Raw genomic sequence first — 12,009 nt, forward strand, 5'->3', positions numbered from 1 at the left:
TGTCGTGCCATGCCACGCCGCACCGCGACGATGCTCGCCTCCACCCTGATGCTGATCGCGCTCCTGTGCGCGGGGGTGTTCATCCCCGTGCCGTACTCGGAGATGTCCCCGGGTCCGACGGTGAACACCCTCGGGGACCACGACGGCGAGCCGGTGCTGCAGATCTCCGGGCACAAGACCTACGAGACGAGCGGGCATCTGAACATGACCACCGTCCGGGTCACCAGCGCCGACTACCGGATGAATCTCGTGGAGGCCGTCTACGGCTGGCTGGCGCACGACAACCGGGTGGTGCCGCACGACACCCTCTACCCCGACGGCAAGACCGAGGAGGAGGCCACCCAGGAGAACGCCGAGGAGTTCAGCCAGTCCCAGGAGAGCGCCAAGGTCGCCGCCCTGAAGGAGCTCGACATCCCGGTGAAGTCCTGGGTCGTCGTGTCCACGGTCGTGAAGGGCTCCCCGGCACAGGGCAGGCTGCACGCCGGAGACGTGATCAAGGCCGTGGACGGCAGGACGGTCAAGGAGCCCGGCGACGTCGCCGAGCTGGTGACCGAGCACAAGCCCGGCGAGGACGTGGTCTTCACGATCGTCCCGGCCAAGGAGCAGGCCGCCGCGGAGAAGGAGAACCGGACGCCCACGACCACCAAGGACGTGACGATCACCACGGCGACCTCGGACGACGCCGGTGAGAAGCGCGCCATCGTCGGCATCTCCGCCGGGACCGACCACACGTTCCCGTTCTCCATCGACATCAAGCTCGCCGACGTCGGCGGTCCCAGCGCCGGTCTGATGTTCGCGCTCGGCATCTACGACAAGCTCACCCCGGGCAGCCTCACCGGCGGCAAGTTCGTCGCCGGCACCGGCACGATCGACGACACAGGCAAGGTCGGCCCGATCGGCGGCATCGGGATGAAGACCCTGGGCGCACGCGGCAAGGGCGCCCAGTACTTCCTGACGCCCGCCGACAACTGCGCGGCCGCCGCCGCGGACGTCCCCGGGGGACTCACCCTCGTCAAGGTGGACACCATCGACGACGCCCTCGGCGCCCTGGAGGACATCCGCTCGGGGAAGACCGCCGACCTGCCGAAGTGCACGGCGAAGTGACCGGACCGGGCGGCCCGGCGGCTACTCCTCGAACGTCGCCGTCAGCGCCTCGGCCAGGCCCGGCACGAGATCGGAGCCGGTGAGGACCTCCGTGGGGGAGTCCTTCTCCCGCAGGCGCAGCGCCGACTCGCGGGCGCCGTCGCGCAGCACCGCGACCGTCATGCGGACCTCCTGGCGGTCCGGGTGCTCGGCCACCCACTGCGCCAGCTTGGCCTCGTCCAGGCCGCCGGGCACCTGCGCCTCCGCGGACGGCGGCAGCATCAGCCGCTCCACGGCGAGCGCGCAGCCGGCCACCGCGTCCGGCCAGGCGATCGTGGCCAGGAACTCGTCCAGCGGCTGATCCGTTGGAATCTCGTCCTGCTCGATCGGGGTCAGGCCGGAGGCCTCCGGCTCGTCCGGAAGACCGAGCCGGTCCGCGAGGGTGGGCTGCTCGGCCCGCAGCCGTGCGGTGTCTACGAGTGCGAAAAGGCGTGCGGGCTGATCCCAGCCGAGGCCGGACACGTACTCGTCGATCTCGAGCACGGCCCGGGTGAGGGGACTCGCTGCCATGGGGGTGTTGGACATGGTCACAATCCTGCCTCGTTCCTGGCCCGAATCGGGAACCGAGTAAACGATGAGTAAGTTGCATATGTGTGGGCCCACGAACTCGGGGGCGCACGGGGGGCCCGCGAACCCGAGGGCCTGACGGATCAACAGCGAACTTCGAGGTGCGCACCTTGGCTTTCCAGATGCCGGACCGCGGCGGAGGCCCGACAGGGCCGCGGATGAGAGTGGGCCGCCCGTCCCGGCGTGTCCGGACCCTGCTGATGACGCTAGGTGTCCTCGCCGTCCTCGGCATGGCCTTCACCATGTTCGCGGGCTTCTGGACGGACTGGCTGTGGTACCGCTCGGTCCACTACTCGTCGGTCTTCACGACGACCCTGTGGACCAAGATCGGGCTCTTCTTCGTCTTCGGTCTGCTGATGGCGCTCGCCGTCGGGTTCAACATCTGGCTGGCCCACCGGCTGCGCCCGCCGCTGAGCGCCATGTCGATGGAGCAGCAGAACCTCGACCGGTACCGGATGGGCATCGCCCCGTACAAGAAGTGGCTGCTGCTCGGCATCACCGCCCTGGTCGGCCTGATCGCCGGCGCCTCGGCGTCCAGCCAGTGGCGGACCTGGCTGATGTGGGTCAACGGCGTGCCCTTCGGCCAGAAGGACCCCCAGTTCGAGCTGGACGTCTCCTTCTACGCCTTCGACCTGCCCTGGTACCGGTTCCTGCTCGGCTTCGGCTTCGCGGCCGTGATCCTCTCCGTGATCGCCGCCGCGCTGACCCACTACCTGTACGGCGGGCTGCGCATCACCAGCCCGGGCGCGCGTGCCACGGCCGCGGCCACCGGCCACCTGTCGGTGCTCATCGGCGTCTTCGTCGCCCTCAAGGCGGTCGCGTACTGGCTGGACCGGTACGGGCTGGCGGTGAAGTCCAGCGACTTCAAGGCGACCGACAACTGGACGGGCCTGAGGTACGTCGACGCCAACGCCTACCTGCCGGCCAAGACGATCCTGTTCTGCATCGCCGTCATCTGCGCCCTGCTGTTCTTCGCCACCCTGTGGCGGCGGACCTGGCAGCTGCCCGTGATCGGCTTCGGCCTGATGGTGCTGTCGGCGATCCTCATCGGCGGCCTGTACCCGGCGCTGGTGCAGAAGTTCCAGGTCCAGCCGAACGAGCAGGCCAAGGAAGCGCCCTACGTCGAGAAGAACCTCAAGGCCACGCGTGAGGCGTACGGCATCCAGGGCACGCAGGTCACCGAGTACTCCGGCAAGGGCAACAGCGACGACAAGGCCAAGCTCCGCGACGACGTCGACGACGCCGCGTCCATCCGGATCATGGACCCGAACATCGTCTCGCCGACGTTCCAGCAGCTCCAGCAGATGCGGAACTACTACGCGTTCCCGAACAACCTGGACGTCGACCGGTACTCCAAAGACGGCAAGGAGCAGGACACGGTCATCGGCCTGCGTGAGCTGAACCTCGCGGGCATCCCGAAGAAGAACTGGATCAACAACCACTTCCGCTACACGCACGGCTACGGCGTGGTCGCGGCCAGGGGCACCGAGGTCGACTCCGAGGGGCGCCCGGTCTTCACCGAGTCCAACCTGCCGTCCAAGGGCGACCTCGGGACGTACGAGCAGCGGGTGTACTACGGCGAGAAGACCACCACGTACTCGATCGTCGGCGGTCCCCAGAAGGAGATCGACTACTCCGACGACAGCGGTGAGAAGACCACCAGTTACAAGGGCGACGGCGGGGTGGACCTGTCCAACCCGGTCAACCGGGCCGCGTACGCGGTGGCGTTCAGCGAGCCGCAGATCCTGTACTCCGGCGCGATCGGCGACGGATCGAAGATCCTGTACAACAGGACGCCGAAGGAGCGCGTCGAGGCGGTCGCCCCGTGGCTGACCATCGACGGCGACGCCTATCCGGCGGTGGTGGACGGCCGCATCCAGTGGATCGTCGACGCGTACACCACGACGAACGGCTATCCGTACGCCTCCCGCACGACCCTCGGCAGCACCACGGCCGACTCGCTGACCGCGAGCAACGACTCCCGCGCGGTGGTCGCCCAGCAGAACCAGGTCAACTACATCCGCAACTCGGTGAAGGCGACCGTCGACGCGTACACCGGCGACGTCAAGCTCTACCAGTGGGACACCCAGGACCCGGTCCTGAAGACCTGGATGAAGGCGTTCCCCGACACGGTGAAGGCCAAGAGCGAGATCTCCGACGCGCTGATGGCGCACCTGCGCTACCCGCAGGACCTGTTCAAGGTCCAGCGCGAGCTGCTCACCCGCTACCACGTGAAGGACGCGGAGACGTTCCTCAGCGGCAGCGAGGTGTGGCAGGTGCCGGACGACCCGACCAACAAGTCGGGCAACGCGGTGCCGCCGTACTACCTGAGCATGAAGATGCCCGACCAGGACCAGCAGGCGTTCTCGCTGACGACGACGTTCACACCCAACGGGCGTGACAACCTCAGCGCGTTCATGTCGGTCGACGCCGAGGCGGGCACCAGCGGGTACGGCAAGATCAGAATCCTGAAACTGCCGACCAGCACGACCGTCGACGGACCCAAGCAGGTCCAGAGCCAGTTCAACTCCGAACAGGACATCGCCGAGTCCATCAGGCTGCTGAGAGGCGGCGACTCGGAGGTCGAGTACGGCAACCTGCTGACGGTCCCGCTCGACGGAGGACTGCTGTACGTGGAGCCGGTCTACGTACGCGGTGGCGGACTGAAGTACCCGCTGCTGCGGAAGGTCCTGGTGACCTACGGAGGCAACACCGCCTTCGAGAACACGCTCGACGAGGCCCTCAACAAGGTCTTCGGTGCGGAGGGTTCGGCCACCGAGCCGCCGAAGGAGGAGGGGGACACCACCCCGCCGCCGACGTCCGCCAACCCGACGGTCCAGGAGGCGCTGAACGACGCCCAGGAGGCCTTCGAGGCCGGCCAGGAGGCCCTGAAGAAGAACGACTGGACGGCGTACGGCGAGGCGCAGAAGGATCTGGAGGACGCCCTGCAGCGGGCCGAGGACGCGCAGTCCCAGGCCGGCGCGGGCGGAAGCGACAAGAACGGAAGCGACAAGAACGGGAGCGACAAGAACGGGGACGGCAAGACGAGTCCGAGCTCGACCCCGACCGGCAGCTCCGGCGGCGGCTCGGACGGCGGCTGACCGCCGCTTCCCGAGCCGGCCGAGTGCCCGTCCCGCGCCGTGATACGGTTGTGAACACAACGGCGCGGGGTGGAGCAGCTCGGTAGCTCGCTGGGCTCATAACCCAGAGGTCGCAGGTTCAAATCCTGTCCCCGCTACTGATGTCGTTCGCGGTACGCGAGTGACGACAAAGGCCCGGATTCCGAAAGGGATCCGGGCCTTTGTGATGTGCGAACGCATGTGCTGGCGGGGGCGACGGCCGCGCCGACCACGGGAGTTGGGAGATCTGTGTTTGACTTGTCTCCCTGTGGGCATGTCGACAAAACGCTGAAGTGACCTCAATGGCTGCGGTACACCAGGTGTACCCAGGTTGCAGGTGGTGCGACGATGGACGTTATGGGGGACAAGGCAAATCTGTTCGGGACAGGGCGTTTTGCGCAGTCCTCCGGTCGGGAGGAGACCGGGGACGAGGCCCAGGAAGCCGCCGACGAGGCCGCCGAGGAAGTACGGCAGCGGCTTGCCGCCGAGGCCGGCGACGTCGAGGCGATGAGTGTCCTCGGGGCCATGCTGCTGCGCCGCGGCGATCTCGACGGAGCCGAGTCCCATCTGCGCGCCGCCACCGCCGCCGGTGACCGGGCCGCCGCCAACAACCTCGGTGTCCTGCTGCACCAGCGCGGATACGCCGACGAGGCGGCCGGATGGTGGCGGATCGCCGCCGTCGCCGGATCCGCCCCGGCCGCCCACGCGCTCGGGCGGCACTACCGCGAGCGCGGGGACGAGCCCGCCGCCGAGTACTGGCTGCGCCAGTCCGCCGAGCAGGGACACGTGCTGGGCGCCTACGCGCTCGCCGACCTGCTGGAGCACCGCGGCGACGCCGGGGCCGAGAAGTGGATGCGGGCCGCCGCCGAGCGGGGGCACCGTGAGGCCGCGTACCGGCTGGCGCGGACGCTGGACCGGCGGTCCGCACGCGAGTCCTGCGGGGGCGAGGGCGCCGGGGCCGGCGCGGCCGAGGAGGCCGAGCAGTGGTACCGGCAGGCCGCCGCCCGCGGTCACCGGCGGGCCGCGCTGCACCTCGGGGCGATCCTGGAGAAGCGGGGCGAGCTCAAGGAGGCGGGGCGCTGGTACCTGACGTCGGCCAAGGACGGCGAGCCGCGCGCCGCCTGCGCGCTGGGCTTCCTGCTGCGCGACGCCGGGGACAGCGAGAGCGCCGCCGTGTGGTGGCTGCGGGCCGCGCAGGACGGTGACGGCAACGCGGCCAACGCCCTGGGCGCGCTGCACGCCGAGCGCGGCGAGACCCAGACCGCCGAGCGGTGGTACCGGGCCGCGATGGACGCCGGCGACGACAACGGCGCGTACAACCTCGGGCTGCTCTACGCAGAGCAGGGGCGGACGGCGCAGGCCGAGCAGTGGTACCGGCGCGCGGCGTACGCCGGGCACCGGGAGGCCGCGAACGCGCTGGCGATCCTGCTGCTCACGAGCGGGGACGAGACCGGCGCCGAGCCCTGGTTCTCCAAGGCCGCGGAGGCGGGCAGCGTCGACGCGGCCTTCAACCTCGGCATCCTGCACGCCGGCCGGGGGGAGGACCGGGCGGCGCTGCGGTGGTACGAGCAGGCGGCCGCCGCCGGGCACACCGAGGCGGCGCTGCAGGTCGGAATGGCGCTGCTGCGGGGCGGGGACGAGCCGGAGGCGGAGCGGTTCCTGAGGTGCGCCGCGGGAGGGGGCAGCGCCGAGGCCGCGTACCGGCTGGCGACCCTGCTCGACGCTCGCCGGCCGCCGGAGCCCGCGCACGAGCTGGGCGAGAGCGCCCACGAGAAGACCGAGTGCGAGGAGTGGTACGAGCGGGCGGCCTCCCAGGGGCACCGCCGGGCCCAGGTGCGGGTCGGGATGCTGGCCGCGGCCCGCGGCGACGTCGTGGAGGCGGCGCGCTGGTACCGGGAGGCGGCCGAGGCGGGGTCCCGCAACGGCGCGTTCAACCTCGGGCTGCTGCTGGCCCGGGAGGGGAGCGAGCCGGAGGCCGTCGTCTGGTGGAGGCGGGCGGCCGACGCCGGGCACGGGCGGGCGGCGCTGCGCCTGGCGCTCGTCTGCGCGCGGCGCGGGGACCTGGCCGAGGGGCAGCGGTGGGCCGACCGGGCGGTGACGCTGGGGCCCGGCGAGGTGGCGGAGCGGGCGGCACGGCTGCGGGACGCGCTGCGGGAGGAGCTGTCGGCCTAGCGGTGCGTGGGGCCGGGACCGGCGTGTGACGGCGTGATTTGCTTCCGGACGACCCCTTGACGTAATGTTGCATTCATCGACGCGGGGTGGAGCAGCTCGGTAGCTCGCTGGGCTCATAACCCAGAGGTCGCAGGTTCAAATCCTGTCCCCGCTACTGAAGGCCGAGGGCCGGAATCCGAAAGGGTTCCGGCCCTCGGTGCGTTTGCCGGTCCGCCGTGACCGACGGGGCGACCGGGCCGACACAGAAGAGCCCCGGCACCGAGGGTGCCGGGGCTTTCGTGCGATCGGTGGCGGGGCCTACGCCGCCGCGCAGTTCGGGCAGGTGCCGCGGTAGGTGACCTCGACGTCCGAAACGGTGAAGCCGAAGCGCTCCGAGTCGGGGAGGTCGGCCAGCGGGTTGCCGGTCGGGTGCACGTCCCGGATGGCGCCGCACTGGGCGCAGACCAGGTGGTGGTGCGGCTGGTGCGCGTTCGGGTCGTAGCGCTTGGCGCGCTTGTCCGTCGTGACCTCGAGCACCTCACCGAGCGTGACCAGCTCGCCCAGCGTGTTGTAGACGGTCGCCCGGGAGATCTCGGGGAGCTTGGCGACAGCCCTGGCGTGCACCTCGTCGGCCGTCAGATGGACGTGTTCGCCGTCGAGGACCTCGGCCACGACGCGCCGCTGCGCGGTCATGCGCCATCCGCGTCCACGCAGCCGTTCCAGAAGGTCACTCATACAGACCAGCCTAACAGCAAGGGGACCAGGTCCCGAACGGGTGTGACTTTGGAGTCTTACTTGACTTAGACATTGTCCATTGTAGGATCGGGATCGGCATTAGCCAAGGGACAGGTATGGCAGTTTTGGCGCAGGAGGCACACGTGACTCAGGGACCGCTTACGACGGAGGCCGGTGCTCCGGTAGCCGACAACCAGAACAGCGAGACCGCGGGCGTCGGCGGCCCGGTGCTCGTCCAGGACCAGCTCCTCCTGGAGAAGCTGGCCCACTTCAACCGTGAGCGCATTCCGGAGCGTGTCGTGCACGCCCGTGGCGCGGGTGCCTACGGCACCTTCACGGTCACCGCCGATGTCACCAAGTACACCCGGGCCAAGTTCCTCTCCGAGGTCGGCAAGCAGACGGAGACCTTCCTCCGTTTCTCGACCGTGGCCGGAAACCTGGGTGCGGCGGACGCCGTCCGTGACCCGCGTGGTTTCGCGCTGAAGTTCTACACCGAAGAGGGCAACTACGACCTCGTCGGCAACAACACCCCGGTGTTCTTCATCAAGGACGCCATCAAGTTCCCGGACTTCATCCACACCCAGAAGCGCGACCCGTACACCGGCTCGCAGGAGGCGGACAACGTCTGGGACTTCTGGAGCCTGTCGCCCGAGTCCACCCACCAGGTGACCTGGCTGTTCGGCGACCGCGGCATCCCGGCGTCCTACCGCCACATGGACGGCTTCGGCTCGCACACCTTCCAGTGGAACAACGAGGCCGGCGAGGCCTTCTGGGTCAAGTACCACTTCAAGACGGACCAGGGCATCAAGAACCTGACCGCCGAGGAGGCCGCCAAGCTCGCCGGTGAGGACCCCGACTCCCACCAGCGCGACCTGCGCGAGGCCATCGAGCGCGGCGAGTTCCCGTCCTGGACGGTCGGCGTGCAGATCATGCCGGTGGCCGAGGCGGCGACGTACCGCTTCAACCCGTTCGACCTGACGAAGGTGTGGCCGCACGCGGACTACCCGATCCTCTGGTTCGGCAAGCTGGAGCTCAACCGCAACCCGGAGAACATCTTCGCCGAGGTCGAGCAGTCGATCTTCTCCCCGGCGCACTTCGTGCCCGGCATCGGCCCGTCCCCGGACAAGATGCTCCAGGGCCGCCTCTTCGCGTACGGCGACGCCCACCGCTACCGCGTCGGCATCAACGCCGACCACCTGCCGGTGAACCGCCCGCACGCCACCGAGGCGCGCACCCACTCCCGTGACGGCTACCTGTACGACGGCCGCCACAAGGGCGCGAAGAACTACGAGCCGAACAGCTTCGGCGGCCCGTTCCAGACGGACCGGGCGCTGTGGCAGCCGGTCGCGGTCACCGGGCTGACCGGCGACCACGCGGCTCCCTCCCACGCCGAGGACAACGACTTCGTCCAGGCGGGCAACCTCTACCGCCTGATGTCGGACGAGGAGAAGGAGCGCCTGATCAACAACCTGGCGGGCTCCATCTCCCAGGTCTCGCGCGAGGACATCATCGAGCGCGCGATCAACAACTTCCGCCAGGCGGACGGTGACTTCGGCAAGCGGCTGGAGGCCGCGGTCCAGGCCCTGCGCGGCTGACGTCCAGCACTGGACCGCTTGTCGTTGCGGCGGGCCGGATCCCCGGGGACGGGGGTCCGGCCCGTTCGTCGTGTTCTCAGGCGGTCACCGCCGCTTCGGGCCGGTGCCGCGCCGGCGTCCAGCAGCGGATGATGTCGCGCACCGAGACGATGCCGGCGGGCTCGCCCCGGTCGAGGACGATGAGGTGGCGGAAGCCGCCGTGCGCCATCGCCCGCGCCGCCTCCTCCAGCGTCCAGGAGGGAGCGGCGAACACGACGTCGGTGGTGGTGTGGGCGTGGGCGCGTTCGGTGTCCGGGTCCTGACCCAGGCCGACGGAGTCGAGGACGTCGCGTTCGGTGAGGATGCCGATGCCGCCGGCGTCCGGGTCGTACACCACGGCCGCGCCGACGCGGCGGGCGGACATCAGGGCGGCGGCCTGACGGAGGGTGTGGGCGGGGCCGATGGTGAGGACGACCGTGCTCATGGCTTCGTGGACGAGCATGGGTGGAGCCACCTCCTGCCGAATCCATGAGTTAGTTCATGGATTCACAAACGCACAAGTGGGGGGACTCTCAGAGTGGCAGGTAAAGCGGAGGTCAACAAGAGGGCGCTCAGTAGCGCTGGTTGAGATATCCCAGCAGCTCGTCGTGGAGCAGTCCGTTCGACGCCGCCGCGTTGCCGCTGTGCGGGCCGGGGCGGCCGTCGAGGCCGGTGAAGGTGCCGCCGGCCTCCGTGACGATGATCGCGTTCGCGGCCATGTCCCACAGGGAGAGCTCCGGTTCGGCGCAGAAGTCGACCGAGCCCTCGGCGACCATCATGTACGGCCAGAAGTCGCCGTACGCGCGCGTGCGCCACACCGAGCGGGTCAGGTCCAGGAAGCCGTCCAGCCGGCCCTGCTCCTCCCAGCCGCTGAGCGAGGAGTACGCGAAGGAGGCGTCCGACAGCGCCGAGACCTTCGACACCTGCAGCCGGGTGGCCGAGGTCAGGCTGCGGCCCGTGAAGGCGCCGTGGCCCTTCGCGGCCCACCAGCGGCGGCCGAGCGCAGGGGCGGAGACGAGGCCGACGACGGGCTGGTAGCCGCCCTCGCCCGCCTCCATGAGGGCGATGAGGGTGGCCCAGACGGGCACGCCGCGCACATAGTTCTTGGTGCCGTCGATCGGGTCGATCACCCAGCGGCGGGGGCCGGTGCCCTCGACGCCGTACTCCTCGCCGAGGACCGCGTCACGGGGGCGGGCGCGTCCGAGGTGGCCGCGGATCAGCTCCTCGGCGGCCTTGTCCGCCTCGCTCACCGGGGTCATGTCCGGCTTGGTCTCGACCTTCAGGTCGAGGGCCTTGAAGCGGTCCGTCGTCGCGGCGTCGGCGGCGTCCGCGAGGACGTGGGCGAGGCGGAGGTCGTCGAGGTAGTCCGGCATGCGGCCACGGTATCTGTCGGGGGTGGGGCGGGGCCACCGGGGGTTTGGGCGGCGGCGTGCGTCCGGCGCGGCGCCGGGTGGTGTACGGCGTGGGGTGTCCCGTTCGTGCTGGGCGGTGCGTGGCGTCGGTGCTGGGCGGGGTGGGTGCGCGGCCCGGCGCTTGCGGGGTGCCGCTGCGCCCACCCGTGCCGCCCTGGGGGTACCTCCCAGGCCGTTCAGGCACTGGGGGAGGCACGACTGCCCGCAGCTAGGGCGGCGTGGTCGCCTGCGGCCAGGGCGGTGCGGGGGACCTTGACAGGGGTGCTGGGGGCGTCAAATCTGGGCGCAGAGCCGCTCGGCCCGAGGGAGGCGATGATGCCTGCAGCCCGGGAGTCCCTGCTCGACGCCGCCTGTTCGGCGCTGGCCCGTCGGCCGTGGTCCGCTGTGCGGATGGTGGACGTGGCCGCGGCGGCCGGGGTGTCCCGGCAGACGCTGTACAACGAGTTCGGCAGCAAGGAAGGGCTCGCCCGGGCACTCGTCCGCAGGGAGGCCGACGGTTTTCTCGCCGGTGTCGAGCGCGTCCTCGCCGGGACCGGCGACCCCCGGGAACGCCTCACCGCGACCGCCGAGTGGACCGCGTCGGCCGCTCGCGAGAACGCGCTGGTACGGGCCATGCTCACCGGCTGCTGGAGCGAGCGGCTGCCCTCCCCGACGCTGAAGGCGGTGCCGTCCTCCTCCACCGTCCCCGCGCAGCGCCGGGCCGACGGGGCCCTGCCCTCGCCCGGCGATCTCGTGGCCCTCGTCCGCGACCGTGCCGTGGCCGTCCTGTCCGGGCCCGGCACTCCCGGGCCGGACGCGGCCGACCTGACCCGCTCCTGCGAACTCGTCGTCCGTCTGGCCCTGTCCTGCGTCGCCGCACCGCCGCCCGACGGCGGCGTGGCCGAGCTCGTACGGACCTCCCTGTCAAGCCAGTTGACGTCCTGACGCGCGACACGCGCGCCGTCTCAGTGCGCCGACCCGGACAACTGCAGCCCGATCACACCGATGATGACCAGGCTGATCGAGACGATCTTCAGTGTCGACACCAGGTCGCCGAGGAAAACCATGCCGTAGATCGCGGTGCCCGCCGCGCCGATACCGGTCCACACCGCGTACGCCGGGCCGACGTCGAGCTTCTTCAGGGAGAGGGTCAGCAGACCGAAACTGCCCAGCGCGAAGGCGCAGAAGGCGATGGTCGGCCACAGCCGGGTGAAGCCGTGCGACAGCTTCAGACACACGGCGAACCCGGTCTCGAGCAACCCGGCCACTATGACCAGCAGCCACGCCATG

The 12,009-nt window shown here is 70.3% G+C and carries 10 protein-coding genes and 2 tRNA genes; 7 read left to right on the forward strand and 5 right to left on the reverse strand.

Annotated elements, in window-relative coordinates; genetic code table 11:
* Nucleotides 1–9: 9 nt before the first annotated feature.
* Nucleotides 10–1,104, forward strand: a complete 1,095-nt coding sequence (locus H0H10_RS24715) for a YlbL family protein (protein WP_188183298.1) — start codon at nt 10–12, stop codon at nt 1,102–1,104.
* A gap of 21 nt (nt 1,105–1,125) precedes the next feature.
* On the opposite strand, the gene H0H10_RS24720 is transcribed toward H0H10_RS24715, so the two are convergent.
* Nucleotides 1,126–1,668 carry a PPA1309 family protein gene (locus tag H0H10_RS24720; protein WP_188183299.1) on the reverse strand — a complete coding sequence of 181 codons (543 nt, stop codon included), beginning with the start codon at nt 1,666–1,668 and terminating at the stop codon, nt 1,126–1,128.
* A gap of 164 nt (nt 1,669–1,832) precedes the next feature.
* Here H0H10_RS24720 and H0H10_RS24725 point away from each other — a divergent pair, with 164 nt between their 5' ends.
* The 4 genes from H0H10_RS24725 (at nt 1,833) to H0H10_RS24740 (ending at nt 7,155) form a co-directional block, all read left to right on the forward strand.
* Nucleotides 1,833–4,811, forward strand: a complete 2,979-nt coding sequence (locus tag H0H10_RS24725; RefSeq protein WP_188183418.1) for a UPF0182 family membrane protein — start codon at nt 1,833–1,835, stop codon at nt 4,809–4,811.
* 63 nt (nt 4,812–4,874) lie between these two features.
* Nucleotides 4,875–4,948, forward strand: a tRNA-Met gene (locus H0H10_RS24730).
* Between the two features lie 238 nt (nt 4,949–5,186).
* Complete coding sequence (locus H0H10_RS24735) at nt 5,187–7,001, forward strand: tetratricopeptide repeat protein (RefSeq protein WP_223180377.1); 1,815 nt, start codon at nt 5,187–5,189, stop codon at nt 6,999–7,001.
* Between the two features lie 80 nt (nt 7,002–7,081).
* Nucleotides 7,082–7,155 (forward strand) — tRNA-Met (locus H0H10_RS24740).
* 143 nt (nt 7,156–7,298) lie between these two features.
* On the opposite strand, the gene H0H10_RS24745 is transcribed toward H0H10_RS24740, so the two are convergent.
* Entirely contained in the window at nt 7,299–7,715 is a 417-nt protein-coding gene (locus H0H10_RS24745) for a Fur family transcriptional regulator (RefSeq protein ID WP_188183301.1), read from the reverse strand.
* Nucleotides 7,716–7,858: 143 nt separating this feature from the next.
* Between H0H10_RS24745 and H0H10_RS24750 the strand changes: the two genes are divergently transcribed.
* Complete coding sequence (locus H0H10_RS24750; protein WP_188183302.1) at nt 7,859–9,310, forward strand: catalase; 1,452 nt, start codon at nt 7,859–7,861, stop codon at nt 9,308–9,310.
* A 76-nt stretch (nt 9,311–9,386) separates the two neighbouring features.
* Here the strand turns inward: H0H10_RS24750 and H0H10_RS24755 are convergent, their stop codons facing one another.
* A complete protein-coding gene (locus H0H10_RS24755) occupies nt 9,387–9,791 on the reverse strand; it encodes a CBS domain-containing protein (RefSeq protein WP_188183303.1) in 405 nt (134 codons plus the stop codon).
* A 109-nt stretch (nt 9,792–9,900) separates the two neighbouring features.
* Nucleotides 9,901–10,701 carry a histidinol-phosphatase gene (gene hisN / locus H0H10_RS24760; protein WP_188183304.1) on the reverse strand — a complete coding sequence of 267 codons (801 nt, stop codon included), beginning with the start codon at nt 10,699–10,701 and terminating at the stop codon, nt 9,901–9,903.
* Between the two features lie 354 nt (nt 10,702–11,055).
* Between hisN and H0H10_RS24765 the strand changes: the two genes are divergently transcribed.
* Nucleotides 11,056–11,664 (forward strand): TetR/AcrR family transcriptional regulator, encoded by a 609-nt coding sequence (locus H0H10_RS24765; protein WP_188183419.1) that lies wholly within the window; start codon nt 11,056–11,058, stop codon nt 11,662–11,664.
* A gap of 20 nt (nt 11,665–11,684) precedes the next feature.
* On the opposite strand, the gene H0H10_RS24770 is transcribed toward H0H10_RS24765, so the two are convergent.
* Nucleotides 11,685–12,008, reverse strand: coding sequence for a DMT family transporter (locus H0H10_RS24770; RefSeq protein ID WP_188183305.1), 324 nt, complete (start codon nt 12,006–12,008; stop codon nt 11,685–11,687).
* Nucleotide 12,009: the final 1 nt, after the last annotated feature.

Origin of the sequence: Streptomyces griseicoloratus (assembly GCF_014534645.1) — a bacterium.
Classification (GTDB): domain Bacteria; phylum Actinomycetota; class Actinomycetes; order Streptomycetales; family Streptomycetaceae; genus Streptomyces; species Streptomyces griseicoloratus.

Coding starts and splice junctions, on each gene's coding strand:
- H0H10_RS24715 (WP_188183298.1), top strand. CDS start 10: ATGCCACGCCGCACCGCGACGATGCTCGCCTCCACCCTGATGCTGATC.
- H0H10_RS24720 (WP_188183299.1), bottom strand. CDS start 1,668: ATGTCCAACACCCCCATGGCAGCGAGTCCCCTCACCCGGGCCGTGCTC.
- H0H10_RS24725 (WP_188183418.1), top strand. CDS start 1,833: ATGCCGGACCGCGGCGGAGGCCCGACAGGGCCGCGGATGAGAGTGGGC.
- H0H10_RS24735 (WP_223180377.1), top strand. CDS start 5,187: ATGGGGGACAAGGCAAATCTGTTCGGGACAGGGCGTTTTGCGCAGTCC.
- H0H10_RS24745 (WP_188183301.1), bottom strand. CDS start 7,715: ATGAGTGACCTTCTGGAACGGCTGCGTGGACGCGGATGGCGCATGACC.
- H0H10_RS24755 (WP_188183303.1), bottom strand. CDS start 9,791: ATGCTCGTCCACGAAGCCATGAGCACGGTCGTCCTCACCATCGGCCCC.
- hisN (WP_188183304.1), bottom strand. CDS start 10,701: ATGCCGGACTACCTCGACGACCTCCGCCTCGCCCACGTCCTCGCGGAC.
- H0H10_RS24765 (WP_188183419.1), top strand. CDS start 11,056: ATGCCTGCAGCCCGGGAGTCCCTGCTCGACGCCGCCTGTTCGGCGCTG.
- H0H10_RS24770 (WP_188183305.1), bottom strand. CDS start 12,008: ATGGCGTGGCTGCTGGTCATAGTGGCCGGGTTGCTCGAGACCGGGTTC.